Genomic DNA, 20907 nt, shown 5'->3' with positions numbered 1-20907 from the left:
CTATTGATTCATGAAACAAAATTAACTTCCACTTACTGGAGAAACACAATGAAAGCCGTATTTAAGTCTAAGGTATTAATCACAGCCGTTTTGGGTGCTATGTTACAGTCACCAAGCGTTTTCGCCGCTACTGAAGAGTGTAACGCTGCTAATGGTGTGCAGGGGTGGGGAGCTTGGTGTGGTATTGATACCTATTTAACTCAACAAGAACCAACAGCCGCTGGACCAGTGGGGGCGAATGGATTTTCTGGATTGAACCAGCTGGGTTTAAGTGGCGATGAGTTTGGTGGCAAAGTGGAGAATAATCCAACAAAGATAACAAATACCTCTGAATTAATCGCTTATACCTTCTTTAATAATGATGGTGAGTTTGGCTTAGGAAATATGTCGATTTTATTGGATGATGATAACCAAGTCTCTACCATTAATGGTGAATTTGATAATGGCAAAACCGTGAGTGCGACGTCTAACTATTACGATCGTTATGCAACTTCTTTAAGTTCAGGTACAAACTCAAAGAGAGTCGCAAGAGCTGAGAGTGATATTTCTGATTTTTGGTTATCTGTCTATTCAGAAAAAGCCAGAGAAAAACAGCCTGTCATAATGCTTGAAGAAAACGTTCAGCCAGTTGATATTAAAGATTTAACATATGGAAATATCCATGGTTATGACAGTAATTTAGGCTCTTATTCTGGGTATGTTGGTAGGGCTACGGATGTGGTAGAGATGCAAAACTTGAAGAATATTCAAGCGACAGCCAATTTTAACGTTAATTCATATGGTGCTCGAACTGTTAATAGTAATGCGGCATATGGTGAACATCGAATGAATGTTGATTTTGGACAAGGTAGTTGGTCTATGAACGATTTTTATGTAACTAACACAAGTGGCACGATTACGGGTAATACATTCAAATCGGATTCGATTGTAGCGACGAATAATAGAGGAATAGATAAAGCTTCTTTTGTTAAAGGTACATTTATTGGGTCAGATGCAAGCAAATTAATTGGTGAAGCGAACATAATTAAAACGAAATCGGTTAATAATAGTACCTTTCACAATAACGTAAAAGTCATTTTCAATGGTTCTAAAATGGTTGATAATATACGATAATTTTTTTTAAAAAAGAATAAACCAACCCGCTTAACTGCGGGTTTTTTGTTTTTATAGTTTAGTAAATTCATGTTTCAATTAAATGCATATTTTGTATGTACCGATACTGTTTCGGTATAGAATGAAATCTTGGTTTGTTAGTAAGGAAAATTACTATGTTTGAACTCGCAAAGCAGCGGTTAGAATCGGTTTTTAAATACATTGATGTGGATGAAGAGGTGATTGATCGTTTATCAGTAGCAAAGCGATCGATTATTGCCAGTATTCCTGTACGAATGGACGATGGTTCCTTAAAGATTTTTACAGGCTACCGAGTGCAATATGATGATACTCGTGGGCCAACTAAGGGTGGGATTCGATATCACCCTAGAGTGAATTTGGATGAAGTCACCTCATTGAGTTTTTGGATGACCGTTAAATGTGCGGTTGCTGGTTTGCCTTTTGGTGGTGCTAAAGGTGGCGTGATGGTTAATCCAAAAGAGTTATCTAAATTGGAATTGGAGCGTTTGTCACGTGGTTATATTCGCGCATTTGCGGATATGTTGGGCGACTCTCGTGATATTCCAGCACCAGATGTTTATACCAATAGCACCATCATGGGCTGGATGGCCGATGAATATAATATGATTTCACGTAGACAAGTTCCTGGTGCCATCACTGGTAAACCTGTGCATTTGGGCGGCTCAGAAGGGCGTAATTCAGCCACAGGGCAAGGGGCTTTGCATGCTTTAAATGAATATGCCCGCCGTAAAGGCTGCAAGCCTGAAGAGACCTCCATTGCGGTACAGGGTTTTGGTAATGTGGGCTATCACTTTGCACGTTTAGCCAAAGCAATGGGGTATAGAGTGGTGGCAGTATCGGATTCGCAAGGCGCTATTTACAGCACTTCAGGTTTAAATATTGAAGATGTTTACCGTTTTAAGCGGTCTGACAATAAGCTTGCTTCCGTCTATTGTGATGGCTCGGTTTGTAATATGCTTGATTATCAAGAGTTGTCCAATGATGAGCTGCTTGAGCTAGAGGTGGATGTTTTAGTGTTAGGGGCGTTAGAAAATCAAATTACCCAGCTAAACGCACACAATATTAAAGCCAAAACGGTGTTAGAGATTGCCAATGGCCCAGTAACACCGCAAGCCGATGAGGTGTTAGAGAAAAATGGTATTCATGTGATTCCTGATGTCCTAGCCAACTCTGGCGGGGTGATTGTTAGTTATTTTGAGTGGGTGCAAAACCGTTCTGGTCTCTATTGGGAATCGGCGGAAGTAGAAGCCAAACTCAAAAAACTGATGTGCAGAGAAGCGAATATTATTTATGATTTGGCGTTAAATCATCAATGCTCTTTAAGAACAGCGGCTTACATTCATGGCATTGCCCGTTTAGCAGGGGCGATTGATGAGCGTGGTAATCAAAAATATTTTAAAAACAGTAAGTAACGCAACCTTACCTTGCAACCTTACCTTTGATGGCGTGTCACTAAAAATATAGCCACTATTTTGAGAGCAATAGGAATGCCTGCATACAGCAGAAGAATTCCGCTCTCAAAATGAATTTGGTTCTCTTTTAAAAACTCTAAAGCGGGTAAAGAAACGCCTACGGCAATCGCTAAAGCCAGCTTTGTGAGCATACCCCAAATACCAAAAACCAACCCTTTTACTTCAGTGTGATGCTGTATTTTTTGAGTCATATCCGCCTGTATAGAAGCGGGTATGGCCAAATCTATGCCTAAGCTTAATCCTGTTAAAACGGTAATTAGCGCAAAAAATAGCACATCATTGGGTTGTAACCAAAACACCAAACTAAAGAATAGGCTGGCTAGCCACATAGAGAGTTGCCAGGTTTTTTCTTTGGTTAATTTTTTTGAAAGCAATATCCAAAATGGTAAAGCAAGCAGGCCTGATAGAAAGTAAATTAACAAAAACAGGCCCGTGTACTGTTTGAGTTGTAAATAATCACTCACAAAAAAGACAAATAAGGTAGCTGGCAAAGCGTTGGCTAAATTGTTTAGAAAGTAGGCGGGCATAACTGAAAAAATTTGAGGAGAACTCAACCATAGGTTTTTTAGAGTGAATACAATCGAGCTTGGGTTATTACTGTTGTTTACTTCTTTGTTTAATGATGTAAGCCAGTGAATGCCAAACAGCAACAGAGCGCCAAGGGTTAAGCTTAGTGCAACACTCACCATAAAAAATTGATAAAACTCGGGCTGATTGGTTGGTAGTTCAAGCGCAAACGGTACAATTAAAATAAACAATACACCCAAAATAGCCATCGCTTCACGGGCGGAGGTAAGTTGGGTTTTGTGTAGAGGTTCAAGGCTGATTTCAGCCACCATGGTTTGGTAAGGCACTTGAACGATTGTCCAGGCCTGGTAAGTGATAAAACTCAGAATAAATAAATACCAAAAATTGAGCGATTCAATGAGTGGAAAAAACAGCAAATAGAGAGCGAATATTAAAATTACCAGGCCTGCTAAAACTTGTTTTTGCCGAGAAAACTGGCTATGTAATCGATCACTTAACCAACCAATTAAAGGGTCGGTAATCACATCAAATAGCCTTGCGGCTAATAAAGCCAAACCAATTGTGCTTAAAGATAAGCCAAATTCATCCGCATAGTATTGGGGCAGATAAAGATAAACAGGAATCCCTAACATAGCTAGAGGAAACCCCATAACCGCATAGTAAACAAGCGTGCTTTTTAAAAGCGGTTCAGAGGTATCTTGATGCGAGTTAGACATGAGTTTTACTCACTTAATTAGCAGATAAACGTTTGGCGACCTGTTTAATTAACCAGTTTAAAACGGGGATTTGACTGTAAATCTGTTCAGCAGGATCCCAATAGTCGATATGTGAAGTTACCAGGCCTGCTAAATTGAAAGTAACTTGGCTTAACCCCTCAATTTTTTGAATGGTTTCCTTACCTTTTAATGTAAAACTGAAATCCCAATGAAGATAAGCGGTTTGTTCATTAATAGCATGGTGTTTAACGGTAAACTTGGGTTGATTTAAAGTACCGAACATATGCTTAAAAATCACCACTGTGGCCTGTTTGCCAAACACATTATTAAAGGGGTCTTTAAAATGAATATTGTCGTCTAATATTGGGGCGAGCTCTTGAAGGAGTGAGCTGGGGGTTAAGTTTTCAAATGCTGCAATGTAATTCTGTAACGCATTTTCAATTAAATCAGTGTTAGACATTTTCTTTCAAAGCCTTTTTAGTTATGGCTAAAGCCCATGATTTTGGTAGCCTTTTAATGAATCCAAGTATGAGAGCTAAATTGAACGGAAAACGGGTTTCAAACCGTTTTTTTTCAAGTGTTTTGGCAATATAAATGGCTGCAGTTTCAGCCTCCATTAAACCGAGCATAGCAAAATCATTTTGTGCGGTCAGTCGGGTTTTTACAAATCCGTGATTAATCACCTTGAGTTGTATGCCTTCTCTGGCCAATTCAGGTTGAATTGACTCAGCCAGATTTTGTAAAGCCGCTTTGGGTGCGGAATAAGCTCCGCCATAAGGCAAGCCAAAATCTGAAGACAAGCTAATATTCCACACCCATTGCCCATGACCTTGCTGTTGAAACAGCACACTCAACGGTTTCATTAAATACACGGCACCTAAATAATTTACCTGAGTCATGCTTTCAAACTGTTCAATATCCCACTCGCTCATTACCATCGCTTTGTAGCTGCCTGCGTTATATATCCAAACATCCAAGCCATTAAAGGTTGACCAGGCCTGGTAAGTTATTTGGGCTAAGTTCTTTTTATCGGTGACATCTAAATCGATTAGCACCAATTTCCCTGGGTACTGTTGAGTTAATTCAATCAACTCAGAATGGCTTTCGGCATTTCTGGCAGACACCACCAATTGGTTACCTGTTTTTAGTAGTTGCTGAGCGAGCGCCAAACCAATTCCTTGAGAACCGCCAACCAGCCAAATTTTTTGATTGCTAAGTGTTTTCATGTTTCATCCTTGGCTAAAGAGCAGTTAACAAATGAACATTTTTAAAATTCTTTGAGTTTTATTGTATAGGTTTTCTTGCTATTTGTATTATTTTTGTATAACTTATTAATTAAATAGTAAAACAAATACTCATAAGTAAGGTGTAAACCATGTCGTCTCTAAAGGATAAAAACAGCAACGATTCCGCTGTTCAGGTAAAGAAAGTTGCTGTAATTGGCAGTGGCATTAGTGGCATCAGTGCGGCTTGGTTTTTAAGCCAAGAGCATGAGGTCACGCTATTTGAAAAAAATTCAAAAGTGGGCGGGCACACCAATACGATCGAGTTAGAAATAGACGGTAAAACCTACCCTGTTGATACGGGTTTTATTGTGTTTAACACCCCAAACTATCCTTTGCTAACGGCCATGTTTAAACACTTATCTGTGGCGACTCAAAATACTGAGATGAGTTTTTCTGTATCGGTGAATGAGGGCGAGTTGGAGTATTCGGGCAATAATCTCAATACTATGTTTGCTCAGCGCAGTAATCTGTTTTCTCCCAAACATTGGAATATGATTGCGGAGATTTTGCGTTTTAACAAACAGGCTAAAGCAGATTTAGAGTCAGACGAATTCAGCGATTTAGATTTAGGTGATTATTTAAGTCTGCATGGTTTTAGTGATCGTATGCGCGATTATTACTTATTACCCATGGCGGCGGCGATTTGGTCATGCCCTGTTGAGCAGATGATGAAGTTTCCAGTAAGCAGTTTTTTACGATTTTTCGAAAACCACGGTTTGCTTAATATTGAAGACAGACCGCAATGGGAATCCGTTAAAAATGGTTCACACCAATATCTAAAGGCGATATTGGCGTTACAACAGTTTACGGTTAAGTCGGGGCAGCCAGTCAATCAGGTTGAAAAAACCGATTTAGGTTTGGTGGTCACTTGTGAAAATGGTCAAAAACAGATTTTTGATGAGGTGGTGTTTGCCTCTCATGCTGATGAAACTTACAAGATGTTAAGTGATGATTTAAAAGCTGATTTTACATTGCTAGAAAACTTTAAGTATCAAGAAAATATTGCCTACCTGCACAGCGATGAATCGCTGATGCCAAAAAGAAAACGAGCCTGGGCAGCATGGAACTATTTACGAGATTTAACAAAATCGTCTAGTAGTGTTGCTGTTACCTATTGGATGAACCTACTGCAAAACATAGAGGTTAAAACCCCGTTATTGGTGACCTTAAACCCAACACGTTTGCCTAAATATGAGTTCATACATCAAAAAATTGTTTATCAACACCCCGTTTTTGATATGGATGCAATGAATGCGCAAAGCAAGTTACACACACTTCAGGGAAAGCACAATCTCTGGTTTTGTGGCAGTTATTTTGGTTACGGTTTTCATGAAGATGGTTTAAAGAGTTCGGCCGAACTCGCTAAACTTTGGCAAGTGGCTTTACCGTGGGAGAGAGCAACAAAAACAGACCTTAGCAACAACCCTGAAATGGCGTTTGAAGCGAGCTTAATCAAGAGTGCAGGTCGTTAAGATGGCGAGCGCACTCTATTTTGGCCAAGTGATGCACCAACGTTTTAGACCAGTGGCATATCAGTTTAAGTACGGTGTGTTTAGCATCAAAGTGGATATTGACACCATAGAAGCGGAATCAGCAAAACTGACTTGGCTATCCATTAATAAGTTCAATCTATTTAGTCTTAACTACGCCGATTATGGCGCACGTAAAAAAGATGAGCCTTGGCGAGTTTGGGCGAATCAACTTTTAGCTGAATACGGAATTACCAGGCCTGCTCATCGTATTGAGTTGGTCTGTTTTCCACGCTATTTAGGCCTGACGTTTAACCCCTTGGCAATGTGGTATGCCTACAATAAGCAGAACCAACTGATTGCAGTCATTTGTGAGGTAAGTAATACCTTTGGTCAGTGGCATCATTATGTTTTAACTCACCAGGGTAAGCCGCTTGCCGACAAACCTAAAGCCTGTGCCCTAAAAGTGTTTCATGTTTCGCCCTTTATGAACATGCAAGCCCACTATGAGTTTCGTTTTGCCAAGCCTGCGGAACGCTATCAAATCAGTATTTTTCAAAAGGAGGAGGGTAAGCCTCTTCTGACCTCGACTCAGGTTGGAAAACACCAACCCTTAACAAGTTCAAACCTTGTAAAAGCCGCTATGCAATATCCATTCAATACCTTAAAAGTGGTTTGGATGATTCATTGGTGGGCACTCAAAATTTGGATAAAAGGCGGTAAATTTCATAAAACGCCTAAACATCTTGAGAGTGTAAATTACAGTCACACGGAGATGACATCATGTTAAAAAGTGTATCCGATCCACGTCAAAGTTTTATTAGCAAATTATTTACCCCTTTTTCAATCAAACAGTGGGTGCTTAAACTGCCATTTGATAAATTGCAAAAAGGCTCTTTAACACTTGATTTATTTGGTGAAACCTACCGTTTTGAAGGGCAACAAGCGGGCAGACATGCTGACTTAATTATCTTAAAACCTTTTAGAGCCTATTGGCTAATGAAAACCCAGGGTGAGCTGGGCTTTGCGCAAGCTTATTTTGAACATGCCATTGATACCCGCTCACTCTATTCACTTATGCATTTAGGCTATGAAAACCAACAAGCTTTAGCAGGGTTGTTGTCTCATAAAACACTCAATAAGTTGCATTTAGTTAAGCACCGCAAACGCCATAACTCTGAACATAACAGTAAAAAGAACATCTCTTATCACTACGATTTAGGCAATGTTTTTTATCAGAAGTGGCTCGACAAAACCATGAGCTATTCCAGCGGTATTTTCGAAGCTTCTGATGACACTCTTGAACAAGCCCAACAGCAAAAATATGCACGATTAGTTGAGCAGCTGAATGTTAAAGCTGGTGATGAAGTGCTAGAGATTGGTTGTGGTTGGGGAGGCATGATGGAGGCCTTGCTGGAGAAAAAAGTCAAAGTGAAGGGCTTAACTCTCTCTAAAGAGCAGCAGCTCTATACACAACAAAGATTGAACCGATTTTATAAAGATGACTACGAAGTGGCTTACCAAGATTATCGCCATGAAATCCATCAATATGACCACATTGTGAGCATTGAGATGTTTGAAGCGGTGGGTAAAGAGTACTGGAATACCTATTTTCAAACGTTAAGTAACAGCCTAAAATTGGGCGGTAATGCAGCGCTACAAGTTATTACCATAAATGAACAATACGCCCAAGAGTATCAATCGAGTGTTGATTTTATACAAACCTATATTTTTCCAGGTGGCTTATTGCCAAGTGTTGAACAATTAAAATCATTAGCCAAAAAACATGGCTTTGAACTTACTAATTTATATGAGTTTGGTTATGACTATGCCAAAACCTGCTTGCTGTGGAAAGAAGCCTTTAATGACAATAGCGTAGAGCTAAAACAGAAAGGTTATGATCAAAAATTCCAAAAAATGTGGAACTATTATTTGGATTATTGTGCAGTGGGTTTTGAAACTCAGCATATCTCCGTTCATCAACTGACTCTAAAAAAAGTAGAGGCCATTTCTGATGTTAAATAGCGCGAGCAAACCTCTTAAATTACTGGCATTAAGCCTCTCTCTATTTTTGATAAATGGATGCAGTTCAATCAATGTGAATGACTATGCGGGTAACAAACCTGAATTAAAGTTATTTGATTTTTTCTCTGGTAAAACTTATGCCTGGGGGCAGTTTCAAGACCGTTCAGGTAAAGTCATTAGGCGTTTTACGGTGGATATTACGGGCACAGTAACCCCGCAAGAACAACCGTTGTTAACCCTAGATGAACGCTTTATTTATGATGATGGCGAAAAACAGCAGCGTGTTTGGAAAATTACCGAAACAAGCCCTAACCACTTTACAGGCCTGGCTGATGACGTAGTGGGTGAAGCGTTTGGACAGTCTGCAGGTAATGCCTTAAATTGGCGCTATGTGTTAGATTTGCCTTATCAAGACAGCACCATTCAGGTGAATTTTGATGACTGGATGTTTTTGCATACCCATAACACCATGATGAATGTTGCAAAAGTGACAAAATGGGGCTTTACGGTGGGTCAAGTCACGCTGTTCTTTAGTAAACAGCCTATTACAGAATAAGTGGTAAACGGTATGTATTACATCGATTTATTACTTCAAACCGTGTTAGCTAAAAAATTACCCCCGCGCTATCTAGGCTATTGTGTACTCTTAATGGCGGCTAGCTTTTCTAGTTTTGCTAATATGGTTAACCAGGCTAATGCAGATGTTATTAAAGAGACAACACTGAATAACGCAAGCCAATCTATTGAGTGGTTTAAATACTCTCAAGGCGTGGCGCGTTGGATGTGGTTTGATGTTTATCAAGCGACCCTTTTGCTTGAGCAAAAAAGTGCCCATAAAAATTACACGGTTGACGAATTGCTTTCTGAGAAGATGCCATTAAAACTGGAACTCTGTTATCAAAGAGAGGTCACCCCAAAGCAGTTTATTGAAGGAGCCAACCATGTTTTGCCCACAGAACTGCCTGAGCCATTACAACAGCAGGTGAATCGGCTTCATAGCCATTATCAAACTGTGAATAAGGGGGATTGTTACGCCTTGGTTTATTTAGCAAAAGAACAAACAACACAACTTAACCTAAATGGCCAAACCGTGTTTAGTACCGATGTACCAGGCTTTAAATCGCTCTATTTTGGTATTTGGTTGGGACAAAACCCTTTGTCAATGAGTTTAAAAGAAGCTCTGTTAAAAGAGAGTTAACAGGAGTACAGCTCTTGTGCAAGGCTAAAAGTGGAAACAATAGGTTTAATAAATAGATGACAACATTAGTTTGGATACAACGAGAATTCAGAGTAGATCATGCGCCAGTGATTCAAGCTGCGCTAGAGTCTTCTGACAAAGTAATTTTGGCCTATTTCCATGACGAATCGCAGGTTATTGGCGAGGCCAACAGTGCTTGGTTGGCACAAAGCTTACTCTCCTTTAAAGAAACTCTAAAAATCCATTCCGCTGATTTATGGATGATAGAAGGGGATTTTCAAGAAAGTTTATTTCGCTTAATTACCGAACAGAATATTCAACAAGTTTATTACAGTTATCAAGTAGGTTCGCCATTTGCACAGATGCAACAAACCGCCTTAGAAGTATGTAAAGGGCAAAAGGTCGCTTTAACCCCGTTTTACACTGAATTTTTACTTGAGCCTGACAGTATGCTCAATAAACAAAATAGAGCCTATTTGGTTTACACACCTTTTTATAAAAACTTTTTAAGCAAACAGTTTCAAATAGAGGCGCTTGATGATGTAAAACAATATCAGCAACAATTAAAGTTAGCAGGCCTGGTAACTCTGCCAAAAGCGTATGCTAACTTACCCTCTACATTACAAAATATTCTTGCACAGCCTTGGGCAAAAAAGATTTTGGCACATTGGCAAGTGGGCGAGAAAGCCGCCTGGCAAACCTTGCAGAAGTTTATAGAAGAAGAGATGGTGGATTACTCAAGCGACCGAGATTTTCCTGCAATCATGGCAACCAGTACCTTATCAAGTTATTTGCATTACGGTGAGATTTCCATTCGCGCCATCTATTTTTATGTGCAAACACGGGTTGAACAAGGTGAACTTAAAGCGGATATTGCTCAACCTTGGTTACGTCAATTGGTTTGGAAAGAGTTTGCTCGTCATCTACTGCACTGGTTTCCTGAGACCGAAGCGGAGCCATTTCAAAAAAAGTATTTAGAGGTAAAGTGGCCGTATGATGCCTACTTTGTAAATCGTTGGCAAACTGGACAAACAGGGATTCCAATCATTGATGCGGGTATGCGAGAACTCTGGGAAACGGGTATTATGCACAACCGAGTTCGTATGCTGGTGGCCTCTTTTTTAACCAAAAATTTAAATCAACACTGGTTACTGGGTAAAAAGTGGTTTGATAACACGCTGTTGGATGCCGACCCAGCCAATAATGTTATGGGCTGGCAGTGGGTTGCAGGTTGCGGAGTAGATGCCGCCCCTTATTACCGTTTATTTAACCCCGTAACCCAAAGCCAAAAGTTTGATAAAGAGGGTGAATACATTAAACGTTGGTTGCCAGAGCTTAAAACTTTATCAAATAAAGCGATACATGAACCTTGGGCGCATAAAATGGAATGTGAGATGAAAAGGATTGTTTTGGGGGAGCACTACCCCAAGCCCTTGGTTGATTTAAAGCAGAGCCGAGAAGCGCACCTGGCGAGAGTGAATGAAATGAAAGTGAATAGACCGCAGATGCCAAACAATGCTTAATTGCTTTGGTATAGCTTTTTGTCTAATATATGCACAATCTATTGAACTTTATTAAATAAAGTCGAGTCGGTTTGAGAAACAATGCTCAACCCCATAATGTTTGAAAAGAGAAATATGCCAATTAGCGAAGCACTTTACCCAATTAGAGAAGTATCCAATTTAACTGGGGTTAATTCTATTACCTTAAGAGCGTGGGAAAGACGCTATGGGCTTATTGAACCTGTTAGAACAGAAGGTGGGCATAGGCTTTATACTCAAGCGCACGTTGATCTTATTAAGGATGCGGTTAACCTAACAGAGCAAGGTGTTGCAATTAGCCAAGTTAAAGCGTTGTTAGATGAAAAAGCCAATACCAAAAAGATTGATTTTAATGCTGGCGAGTCTGATTTTCAAAACCGTTTAATGGAGTACGCTTTTTCTTTCGATGCCGAACATTTAAACCAAGAGTTAGATAATCTTTTCAATGATTTAGCCGAGCTTTATTGGTTACCTGTATTAAGTTCTGTGACCAAAAAACTGAAAAAAGAGTCGCGTTCAGGCTTTATTTTTTGGGAGTCTCAGTTAATTCCAAGACTGCAAACCCGTATGCGTTTTGCCATGCGTTCTCTTTCACCCAAAACAGAAAAGACCATATGGGTAGAGTCGCAACCAGGTACACCGCAAACGGTTCAACTTTTGGCGGCCTTAGCGATGGCGGTTAAAGGGTACTATCCATTTGTTAATTTTTACTCGATTTACGCAGAGCAAAATTACAAAGAGTTGGCTTCGGTACTTGATGGTCTGAACTGCAATGCTTTAGCGTTGGTTTCTGATACTAAAGTCTTTGATGAGAATTTCTGGAGTCAATGGGCTGATAAAAACCCTGGTGTTGTTACCCACTTCTTTTTAGATGGTTCATTGCAGACACAGCTGGATTCTAAAGTAAATTGCTCACTTTACAATATTCAAAACTTCACTCGAATATAGCTATTTTTAGTTGGGTTCTAGTCGCAGGCTTTCATTATAAGTTAGTTTGAATAAAGCTCAATTTTAGAAAGTTACCAGGCCTGGTAACTTTATGAGGTTATTTTTTTAGAGATTGTATTTCAGACTCTAACTGAGCAATTTTTTGATTTGCGCTATCTAAGGCTTCTTGTAAAGTGACTTCTTCAGTCACATCTTTTTGAATACCAATGTAATAGGTCAGTTGATCTACTTCATCGTAGTAAGGAGTAACGCTCAACTCATTCCAAAAAATAGAGCCATCTTTACGGTAGTTTTTTAAGATTGTTCTTACAGGGTTCGAGTCATCAATGGCATTACGGATAATTTTTATTGACTCTTGTTTGGTGTCTTCGCCCTGTAAAAATCGACAGTCTTGATAAAGAATCTCTTCAGATGAATAGCCTGTTAAACGTTCAAAAGCAGGGTTTACATAAATCAGAATCGTGTCATGTCCCTCTTTTTCAGCAACCACAATACCTTCTTGGGCGTTTTCGACTAATTGAAGCAGTAGGTTTGTTCTTAATTTAGGATCTTTCATAAGCTCGATTTTGTTATTGCGTTTTTAATCAATCCTTATTATGCCTTACTCGCAAAAAGGGTCAAGCGTTGTTTATCCAAGTTAATCGACTATTTTTTTGCGTTTATCTATACGCGGTTACCTTTGACCTTAAAGCTAAGTCAGCAGGGTAAGGGTGAAAGAAAACTTGTGACTGCAAATAATCTGAACCGTAGTGGCTTAAAAACTGTTCTAGAATTTTGATGACGGCAATAAGTGGTACGATGTCTTGCATAAACTCATCAACGGCTTCATGAAAAAGTTCTTTTTCAGCCTCAGTGATCTGTTTTTTAAAGTAGCCGTAAATATGCTCTAACACATTTTTAACGGCGCCTTTTTTTGAGCGATAAGCTAATAACTCAAACAGCTTGCGTTCATAGCCCAGCATACTTTCTGTTAAGTTAAACTTACGGGTAGTGGCCACTAAAGCGCCCATCTCTCTATAAATCTCTTCGTTTTTGGAGAGAAATAAATATTTGTGATCTCTATGAAACGCTTGAAATTGCGCTAGTGTAGGGTCAGACTCCAAAAACTCTCTCCAGCGAGCGGAGGTAAAAACGTGCACCATAAAGTTTTCACGTAGCCAAGCGTCAGACAATCTGCCTTCTTCCTCTATGGCAATAGTAGGCATCGCTTGGCGAAGGTCGTGCGTAAATAACCCCGACTGCATTGGATCTTTTGAACCATGCCATTCACCCGAAGGTTGATAGACTTTTATACGTTCCAACCCACAGCTTGGCGAGCGTGACTTAACGACAGCACCATCCATTTTTTTAGCGGCTAACTTAGGGACTATTTTATCGTTATAAGCTTGTAGGCCATCGGTGTAATCGGTATTCGATTTTGGACCAATGACACGTACTTGGTTATTAATACCGACTAAACGTATGGTTTCACGAGGTGTACCTAAAACAGCGGCTTCAGGGCAGAAAGGGTAGAAATCAGCGTATTTTGCCAAGTGATGATTTACAAAATCGTCTTGTGCATGACCACCGTTATAACGGCACTCTGTACCTCTAAGACAATCAGATACTGCAATTCTAATTCTTGGAAATTCCATATCGTCTCCCTAAAGTGGTATTTATATATTAAATTGTTATATATATTGTACAATAGTTATACAAAGAGAGTTCAATTCATTAATGTTTTAAATTGAGTTTGTTTTCTCAAAGAATAATACATAGGATATAGCGCTATGAATAAACTTCTAGTCACAATTTATTTTGGCTTGTCATCCATTTTTATGGTGAGTAGCCAAGCACAAGCTTCTGAGCTGAAAATAGGGGATAAAGCACCTGACTTTGAACTGATTAATCAGCACGGTGAAGGAGTGTCATTACATTCACAGCAGGGTAAATGGGTTGTACTCTATTTTTACCCAAAAAACGATACGCCAGGTTGTACGACGGAGGCCTGTAGCTTTAGAGATAATATCAATAAGCTAATTGCCCAACAAGCGGTTATTTTAGGGGTGTCGGTTGATAATAAAGAGAGTCATCAAGCCTTTTCAAAGAAATATAAGCTGCCTTTTTCTTTATTGGCGGATGAAAATGCCATCGTGGCCAAACAATATAATGCGGTTCTTGATTTAAAAGTGGTTAAGTTTGCCAAACGTCACAGCTTTATTATTGATAAAGAAGGTAGAATTGCCAAAATTTACCGAGATGTTAACCCTAAAGAACATGTTAGAGAAGTGATGGCTGATTTGAAAAAGCTCCAAGAGAGTTAGCTAGCGTCTTGAATGGTTGTCACGTATTTAAATGAATTAAATGCGATTGAATATTAATTAAAAGAAACGGAAACCCTTATGTTTTATAAGTCTTATACAAATTATCAACATGGTGATGCTTCAAAAATTGGTGTGTTAATTACCAATTTAGGTACACCTGATGCGCCAACTAAAGAAGCGTTAAAACCTTATCTTAAAGAGTTTCTCTCCGATCCACGAGTGGTTGAACCACCACCAGCACGTTGGTTATGGAAATTAATTTTAAATGGCATTATTTTAAATACCAGGCCTGCTAAGTCGGCAGAAGCCTATCAAACGGTTTGGGATTCAGAGGGGCCTGGAGCGCCATTACTTAATATTTCTAAAAGACAGATTGATGCGATTGCTGAGCATGTCAAACCTCACATTAATACTGAGATCGAATTCGAACTGGGGATGCGTTACGGCAACCCATCCATAGCCTCGGCACTGCAAAATTTACAAGCCAAAGGTTGCCAAAAGATTTTGGTTTTACCGCTGTACCCTCAATATGCAGGAGCGACTACGGCCTCGACTTTTGATGCGGTGAATGAAGAGCTAAAAGCCTGGCGTTGGGTGCCAGAGATGCGCACCATTACCAGTTATTATCGTCATCCAGGTTATATTGACGCCTTAGCCAATTCAATAACTGAGTACCAGGCGGAGCACGGTAAGCCAGATTTATTGGTGATGTCGTACCACGGCATTCCACAACGCTATTGGGATAATGGCGATTCTTACCCTTGTCAGTGTCACTTAACCTCACGCTTAGTGGCAGAAAAACTGGGTTTAAGTAAGGATGAGTATAAAGTCACCTTTCAGTCTCGTTTTGGTAAAGAGCCTTGGGTACAACCTTATACCGATGAGACCATGATGGCTTTGCCTAAAGAAGGAGTGAAAAACATTCAGGTGATTTGCCCTGGTTTCTCAGCCGATTGTTTAGAAACCATAGAAGAGATTGGTGAAGAAAACCGTGAATATTTTGAAGAGGCGGGGGGCGAGAAGTTTGGTTACATCAAATGTCTAAATGACCGAGCTGACCACAGCCAAGCGTTAGGCGACTTAGTTCTGCAACACCTACAAGGTTGGGATGTTATCGTTGCAGAGGAAGACTTAGCTAAGGTTAAAGAAAACGCAAAAAAGTTAGGGGCAAGTAACTAAGTAACTAACTGTTTGAGATGGTTTTTTGCTTAATAAAAAGTTTGTTTTTCTCTTTTAACATTTTTATTGAACCTACCAGGCCTGCTTATCTGTTTTTAGATTGCTCAATAGCATTTTAAAATAGGTAAGTGGGCTTTTTTATTGCCTAACATAATGTTTTAAAGAGATTAAGGCATATTAGTTAAAAAGTTAGGGGCAAAGTCTGTATAAATAATTACGTAACACTGTTTAATTTTGTATAATTAATGTATAAGTTTTGATTAGCAGCAAGGAGATTGCTATGAGAGTGTTAATTTTGGGGGGTACAGGGTTTATTGGTTCTCACCTTAAAACCCATTTAATGGCTCAAGGGCATCACGTTGTTGCATTTGGTCGTTCGGTATTTGACGATACTGTCGAGTTGCAAAATGCGGTAAATGGTCAAGACATTGTGATTAATTTAACAGGTGAAAACATTGGCAAACGATGGTCAGAATCCTACAAACAGAAATTAATAGCCAGCCGAGTAGAAACCAGTAAAAAGTTAAAAGAGGCAATTGATTTGTGTAATCAGAAGCCAAAACGTATTTTGGTGGCTTCCGCTATTGGTATCTACCCAGAAAACAGCTGTCAAAACCCCATTGATGAAACTGTCACTCTTTATGGTAATAACTTTTTAGCAGAACTAGGTAAAGCTTGGGAAAATCAAAATAACCAACTTTCACCCAAACCCACTGTTATGCGGTTTGGTGTTGTTCTGGGTACAAATGGCGGAGCCTTAGCCAAAATGTTACCGCCATTTAAATTGGGTTTAGGTGGCCCCGTTGCAGGCGGTAGACAATGTTTTTCGTGGATTCATATCAAAGATTTAGTGAGAGCGATTGAGTTTTTAATGACCCATGAAGAGTTACAGGGTGTATTTAACCTAACCGCACCAGTTCCTTTAAGTAATGATGAATTTGGACGTGCTTTAGCCAAGACATTACATCGACCTTATCTGATTCCGCTACCGTTATGGCAACTCAAATTAATGTTTGGTGAAGGTGCTCAGGTGCTCACGCATTCTTCAGCTATTTTGCCTAAACGTCTTACAGAGTCGGGGTTTGAATTTGAGTTTTCTCAAGTTAAAAAGGCTTTAAGCGATTTATTAAGTCCAAAAACAGAACAATATTAAAAGTAGTAAGGGGAAGATGTTATGAAGTTTTATGAACAATCATTAACAGGGCAGTTTCATCCAGTGCAACTTTTAGGAAAAACAGCCTACAAACGTTTTCAGGACTGGATCTTAGAAGAGCAAGATTTTATGCCATCACCTCTTGAGGGCGGTATCGCGCAGGCTCAAGAAAAACTGCAAAATTTAGACGTAAAAAAATATGCCAAAACCCGCAACTACTTGGCTGGTTCAATCTCAATGCTCTCGCCTTACATTGAGCATGGTTTGGTTGACCCCTCTGAGGTTTTAAAATACATCGACTCTCAGCAAGAGCGCATGCAGGCCTATGACTTTTTACAACAGTTAAGTTGGCGTGACTTTTACCAGAAAAAATACTATGAAAACCCAGAGGGGATTTGGGAAAACCTTGAAGAGTATAAAACAGGCTTTAAGCACGAGGATTATGCCGACTATTTACCTAGCGATATTTTGAGCGCCACCACCAATGTAGCGGTGATTAATGATTTTATCCAAGAGCTTAGAAAGACAGGGTATTTACATAATCATGCAAGACTCTATCTAGCGTCATACATTGTGCATTGGCGTAGGGTGAAATGGCAAGTTGGTGCGCGTTGGATGCTGAGCCACTTAATTGATGGCAACCTCGCATCCAACAATTTTTCATGGCAGTGGGTTGCCAGTACAGGAAGTAATAAGCCTTATATTTTTAATTTAGAGAACATTCGTAAATACGCCAAAGAAGGGATGAATTTATCGGTCGAATACAATTTTGCCATCTACGGCTCTTACGAAGTGTTAAGCCAAAGACTGTTTCCTAAAAAGGCCGCGTAATTGCAAATAATGAGAGTTTTGCTATGAGTACAAAATTAAAAGCCAAAAAATGGATCTGGTTACATTACAACCACCTTAATCCTAATCATAAAATTTTTGAACATGTTGAGGATTACGAGGCGGTATTGTTTATTTGGGATGAAACGTACTTTAAAAGTCAGTTTTTCTCAAAGCAGCGTATGTACTTTATTTGGCAATGTTTAACCGATTTTAAATCGAAGAATATGGTGGTGATAAAAGGTGAAACCAACGCGGTTTTAAAGCAAATTTATCGTGAAGAACCTAATACACAAATTTTTACTCCAGAAAACCCGGTATTTAATTACCAGCGCTGGAAGTTTGTAGAGCCATTACAACAAAATCAGTTCATTGTTTATGATCAAAATATACCTTTTGGCTTTTTTAAATTTTGGAAAGAAGCCCAAAAACAGCTGTTCGGTGTTGCCAAACCATGAACTCTACTCATCAATATTTGGGTTGTGCAGGTTTAATTCTCTTTTAAGTTGAAGTTTCTATAAGTAATTACCAGCCCGAGCGCACTTTGTACTGTGTTTTACAGTGATGTCTAAGTACGTTTTTATCTCTTAAATGTTGGTGTTTAGTTTTTCTGCCAGAAACACGTGTGCGCCATACCTTAAAAGTTTTTTGTTTTAGGTTTTGGCGCATTAATTTAATTACCTGGTGTTCAGCTAAACCATAGTTCGATTCAATCGCTTCAAACGGGGTTCTGTCTTCCCAAGCCATCTCAATGATTCGGCTAACATCTTCATCTGAAAAGTCCAAAAAGTGGTGTATTTTTTCACTCATAGAATGCTGTCTTATTACGTTAATTGGATTGATTAAGGAGCGAGTCTTTTAATTGACCAGGCCTGTAAACTTTCTTGTTGTGTGTGTTGAGTTTGCTCTAACTCATAAACAATTCGGTCATGTAGACGATTTTCGCCACCTTGCCAAAATTCTATTTTATTGGGTTTAATTTTATAGCCACCCCAAAAATCAGGGAAGGGTACATCGCCCTCTTTAAACTTTGCCATTAGCTTTTCATATTGTGCTTTAAGCAAAGATTTAGAGGAGATGATTTCACTTTGATGACTCACCCAAGCGCCAATTTGGCTCCCTTTCGGGCGGCGGCTAAAATAGGTGAGCGATTCGGCTGTCGATATTTTCTCGGCTTGACCTTCTATACGAATTTGGCGTTCTAAATCTAACCACAAAAACTGCAGGCTTACATTGGGATTGTTTTCTATATGCCGTGCTTTTTCACTTTTGAAGTTGGTAAAAAATACAAAGCCACTTTCATCAAAATATTTAAGCAAAACGGTACGCGTGCTAGGTTGAAGTTCAGGACTAACGGTTGCCAATATCATGGCATTAGGTTCGGTTAAATCGGCTTTTTTGGCTTCTTCAAACCATTGGTCAAATTGTTCAATTGGACTTTTGCATACGGCGTCTTCGTTTAAGCCACCTTTTTGGTAGCTTTGGCGCATGTCAGCTAAATCTTTAAATGTCTTACTCATAAAAGTCGTCCTCGCTAAGGGCTTCCCAGTGTGATTGTTCACCAAATTCAAATGAATCGCTTTTTTTAAAATGGATAGGACGGCAACAAACGGGGCAATCCTCAATCATTTCTGTAGATTCATCAGAGTCATCACAAACCCATTCAAAAGTCTCCCAGCAATAAGGACACTGCATTTGTCTGCTTTCAAGCTCTAGGTTAGCGTGCTCAAAATTAGAATTTTCACTATCATCATCTTGATTGGGTTCAAACGTATTTTGATTTGTCACTATTTCCACCCCTGTAACCAGGCCTGGTTGTTTTGTAATTCTTCTGGATAGGTCTTATACCGTTTTTTGGTCATTAGCGCTTCTAGTGTACAGCTTAAAACATCTGTTTTAGTTTCATCAAATTCTATTTTTACTACGATAAAGTGTTTTTCTTTTTCTTTAGGTTGCCGTGCAGTCCATTTAGAAAGCAGTAATTTTTTAGGGTTAAATTTGTTCATTTAAGTAGTGACCAAGTAATTCATAGAATGTTTGGGGTTGTTCAAGCCACGGAAAATGCCCGCATTGGTCAATGATATCAACCGAGGTTAACTTTATATTAGGTTGCATAGCATTTAGATTATATGGCATGAGATAGTCTTGTTTGCACTCTAAAAAATGAATAGGTTTCTGCCAGGTGGGGATTTCAGAAAATTGAATAGGGTTGCTGTCATACTCTTGCCAGGCCTGGATATTGAGGTCTATGTCAAAATCGTTCACAGTAAATTGTGCAGCGTATTTTTTACCTTGTTCATAATCTAAAAAATAGGTGGGTAATACCTGCTGAATTTGGCGCAAGGTAATGTGCTCAATATCCTCTTGTGCTATTGTGGTTTGATTTTCCCAGGCCTGCTCATCATCCCATTGAACCACAACCTCTTGGCTGTTGCGGTTATGGATTTCATCGGTCAGATTTTCCATCGCCTTTTTTTGCGGATCAACGGGGTTTAATAAAATAATTTTGGCCACATCATCCTTGTAATTACGGGTGTAAAGCATGGCCATTAATGCACCCCAAGAGTGGGCAACCAAAATCACTTGATGATTGGGTGATACTTCAGACTTGAGTTGGTGAATTTGCTTAACCCAGCTTTCAAGCACTTTACCAGGCCTGGTAAAGTTGTTTTCTCCAATGCCGAGCATGTCCATTAAATAAACGGGATGACCTAGATTGGCTATATTTTTCTGAATTGGTTCAAGGTTCCAACTGCTAAAACCTGGGCCTCCGCCCAGTATAAAGATAGCTTTTTTACTGTTTTTTCTCTCATTTGAGGTTCTAAGTTGAATGGTCACACTCGAATATTGGCTAGCAAGGCTATTAGGGAGAGTTTCATGATAGAAAAAGCCACCAGAAGCATGGAGTATTTTGGGTGTATGAAATGAAGCAATACTCTGATTTGCTAAGAGCAGCAACCCCAAAAACACAATTAGAAATGGATTCATATTTAACCGTGACTCGATGAATGGTGGCCATTAAAGCGACAAGAAAAAGAGTGGAGAGCGAAAATTTAGTTGTAAGCTAAATTTTTAACAAGTGTTGTAATGCTTGTTATTTTTTCACCCCCCGATAGTTGAGGTTAGT

General features: G+C 39.3%; 24 protein-coding genes. 14 read left to right on the top strand and 10 right to left on the bottom strand.

The genetic code is table 11. The features are described from left to right. The first annotated feature begins 48 nt into the window (after nucleotides 1-48). Nucleotides 49-1113, top strand: a complete 1065-nt coding sequence (locus A379_RS02695) for a hypothetical protein (RefSeq protein WP_040725550.1) — start codon at nucleotides 49-51, stop codon at nucleotides 1111-1113. A gap of 155 nt (nucleotides 1114-1268) precedes the next feature. After that, a complete protein-coding gene (locus A379_RS02690) occupies nucleotides 1269-2546 on the top strand; it encodes a Glu/Leu/Phe/Val dehydrogenase (protein ID WP_040725547.1) in 1278 nt (425 codons plus the stop codon). Between the two features lie 20 nt (nucleotides 2547-2566). Here the strand turns inward: A379_RS02690 and A379_RS02685 are convergent, their stop codons facing one another. The 3 genes from A379_RS02685 to A379_RS02675 are packed head-to-tail and all read right to left on the bottom strand — an operon-like array spanning nucleotide 2567 to nucleotide 5076. Then, nucleotides 2567-3850: an MFS transporter gene (locus A379_RS02685; RefSeq protein ID WP_051144951.1), complete on the bottom strand. Its 1284-nt coding sequence runs from the start codon at nucleotides 3848-3850 to the stop codon at nucleotides 2567-2569. Between the two features lie 13 nt (nucleotides 3851-3863). Next, complete coding sequence (locus tag A379_RS02680) at nucleotides 3864-4310, bottom strand: nuclear transport factor 2 family protein (RefSeq protein WP_051144949.1); 447 nt, start codon at nucleotides 4308-4310, stop codon at nucleotides 3864-3866. Continuing rightward, the gene (locus tag A379_RS02675) at nucleotides 4303-5076 is read right to left on the bottom strand and encodes an SDR family oxidoreductase (protein WP_040725545.1); all 774 of its coding nucleotides are present in this window, start codon (nucleotides 5074-5076) and stop codon (nucleotides 4303-4305) included. Before A379_RS02675 ends, A379_RS02680 begins: the two co-directional genes overlap by 8 nt. A gap of 149 nt (nucleotides 5077-5225) precedes the next feature. Between A379_RS02675 and A379_RS02670 the strand changes: the two genes are divergently transcribed. The 7 genes from A379_RS02670 (at nucleotide 5226) to A379_RS12560 (ending at nucleotide 12317) form a co-directional block, all read left to right on the top strand. Next, the gene (locus A379_RS02670; RefSeq protein ID WP_051144947.1) at nucleotides 5226-6608 is read left to right on the top strand and encodes an NAD(P)/FAD-dependent oxidoreductase; all 1383 of its coding nucleotides are present in this window, start codon (nucleotides 5226-5228) and stop codon (nucleotides 6606-6608) included. A 1-nt stretch (nucleotide 6609) separates the two neighbouring features. Continuing rightward, the gene (locus tag A379_RS02665) at nucleotides 6610-7395 is read left to right on the top strand and encodes a DUF1365 domain-containing protein (protein WP_040725544.1); all 786 of its coding nucleotides are present in this window, start codon (nucleotides 6610-6612) and stop codon (nucleotides 7393-7395) included. After that, a complete protein-coding gene (locus A379_RS02660; protein ID WP_040725543.1) occupies nucleotides 7389-8630 on the top strand; it encodes a cyclopropane-fatty-acyl-phospholipid synthase family protein in 1242 nt (413 codons plus the stop codon). The genes A379_RS02665 and A379_RS02660 overlap by 7 nt, the downstream gene beginning before the upstream one ends. Then, nucleotides 8620-9186 (top strand): DUF3833 domain-containing protein, encoded by a 567-nt coding sequence (locus A379_RS02655; RefSeq protein ID WP_051144945.1) that lies wholly within the window; start codon nucleotides 8620-8622, stop codon nucleotides 9184-9186. The genes A379_RS02660 and A379_RS02655 overlap by 11 nt, the downstream gene beginning before the upstream one ends. Nucleotides 9187-9198: 12 nt before the next feature. Then, the gene (locus A379_RS02650; RefSeq protein WP_040725541.1) at nucleotides 9199-9828 is read left to right on the top strand and encodes a chalcone isomerase family protein; all 630 of its coding nucleotides are present in this window, start codon (nucleotides 9199-9201) and stop codon (nucleotides 9826-9828) included. Between the two features lie 56 nt (nucleotides 9829-9884). Next, nucleotides 9885-11351, top strand: a complete 1467-nt coding sequence (locus A379_RS02645; RefSeq protein ID WP_040725539.1) for a deoxyribodipyrimidine photo-lyase — start codon at nucleotides 9885-9887, stop codon at nucleotides 11349-11351. 114 nt (nucleotides 11352-11465) lie between these two features. Further along, nucleotides 11466-12317, top strand: coding sequence for a MerR family transcriptional regulator (locus A379_RS12560; RefSeq protein WP_051144943.1), 852 nt, complete (start codon nucleotides 11466-11468; stop codon nucleotides 12315-12317). Between the two features lie 97 nt (nucleotides 12318-12414). Here the strand turns inward: A379_RS12560 and A379_RS02635 are convergent, their stop codons facing one another. Then, a complete protein-coding gene (locus A379_RS02635; RefSeq protein WP_040725537.1) occupies nucleotides 12415-12873 on the bottom strand; it encodes a PAS domain S-box protein in 459 nt (152 codons plus the stop codon). A gap of 103 nt (nucleotides 12874-12976) precedes the next feature. Continuing rightward, nucleotides 12977-13951 (bottom strand): DUF523 and DUF1722 domain-containing protein, encoded by a 975-nt coding sequence (locus A379_RS02630; protein WP_040725534.1) that lies wholly within the window; start codon nucleotides 13949-13951, stop codon nucleotides 12977-12979. A 135-nt stretch (nucleotides 13952-14086) separates the two neighbouring features. Between A379_RS02630 and A379_RS02625 the strand changes: the two genes are divergently transcribed. From A379_RS02625 to A379_RS02605, 5 genes are all read left to right on the top strand, one after another. Continuing rightward, the gene (locus A379_RS02625; protein ID WP_040725531.1) at nucleotides 14087-14620 is read left to right on the top strand and encodes a peroxiredoxin; all 534 of its coding nucleotides are present in this window, start codon (nucleotides 14087-14089) and stop codon (nucleotides 14618-14620) included. 78 nt (nucleotides 14621-14698) lie between these two features. Further along, entirely contained in the window at nucleotides 14699-15799 is a 1101-nt protein-coding gene (gene hemH / locus A379_RS02620) for a ferrochelatase (protein ID WP_040725529.1), read from the top strand. A 280-nt stretch (nucleotides 15800-16079) separates the two neighbouring features. Next, the gene (locus A379_RS02615) at nucleotides 16080-16952 is read left to right on the top strand and encodes a TIGR01777 family oxidoreductase (RefSeq protein ID WP_040725528.1); all 873 of its coding nucleotides are present in this window, start codon (nucleotides 16080-16082) and stop codon (nucleotides 16950-16952) included. 21 nt (nucleotides 16953-16973) lie between these two features. Further along, nucleotides 16974-17783: an FAD-binding domain-containing protein gene (locus A379_RS02610; protein ID WP_051144938.1), complete on the top strand. Its 810-nt coding sequence runs from the start codon at nucleotides 16974-16976 to the stop codon at nucleotides 17781-17783. A gap of 23 nt (nucleotides 17784-17806) precedes the next feature. Beyond that, a complete protein-coding gene (locus A379_RS02605; RefSeq protein WP_040725526.1) occupies nucleotides 17807-18238 on the top strand; it encodes a hypothetical protein in 432 nt (143 codons plus the stop codon). A gap of 67 nt (nucleotides 18239-18305) precedes the next feature. Here A379_RS02605 and A379_RS02600 read toward each other — a convergent pair whose 3' ends face one another. From A379_RS02600 to A379_RS02580, 5 genes are read right to left on the bottom strand one after another with little or no spacing between them, the layout of a single operon-like run. Then, nucleotides 18306-18590 carry a TIGR03643 family protein gene (locus A379_RS02600; protein WP_040725525.1) on the bottom strand — a complete coding sequence of 95 codons (285 nt, stop codon included), beginning with the start codon at nucleotides 18588-18590 and terminating at the stop codon, nucleotides 18306-18308. 32 nt (nucleotides 18591-18622) lie between these two features. Continuing rightward, nucleotides 18623-19300: a pyridoxamine 5'-phosphate oxidase gene (gene pdxH, locus A379_RS02595; RefSeq protein WP_040725523.1), complete on the bottom strand. Its 678-nt coding sequence runs from the start codon at nucleotides 19298-19300 to the stop codon at nucleotides 18623-18625. After that, entirely contained in the window at nucleotides 19293-19568 is a 276-nt protein-coding gene (locus A379_RS02590; RefSeq protein WP_232744805.1) for a CPXCG motif-containing cysteine-rich protein, read from the bottom strand. Before A379_RS02590 ends, pdxH begins: the two co-directional genes overlap by 8 nt. Further along, nucleotides 19568-19786 (bottom strand): TIGR02450 family Trp-rich protein, encoded by a 219-nt coding sequence (locus A379_RS02585; RefSeq protein WP_040725522.1) that lies wholly within the window; start codon nucleotides 19784-19786, stop codon nucleotides 19568-19570. Before A379_RS02585 ends, A379_RS02590 begins: the two co-directional genes overlap by 1 nt. Further along, nucleotides 19773-20768 (bottom strand): alpha/beta fold hydrolase, encoded by a 996-nt coding sequence (locus tag A379_RS02580; RefSeq protein WP_040725520.1) that lies wholly within the window; start codon nucleotides 20766-20768, stop codon nucleotides 19773-19775. The genes A379_RS02585 and A379_RS02580 overlap by 14 nt, the downstream gene beginning before the upstream one ends. Between the last annotated feature and the right edge of the window lie 139 nt (nucleotides 20769-20907).

The organism is Thiomicrorhabdus sp. Kp2, from assembly GCF_000478585.1.
In the GTDB taxonomy this organism is placed as follows: Bacteria; Pseudomonadota; Gammaproteobacteria; order Thiomicrospirales; family Thiomicrospiraceae; genus Thiomicrorhabdus.
The sequence above is the reverse complement of the archived record's forward strand: the minus strand, read 5'-3'. Positions and strand labels throughout refer to the sequence as shown.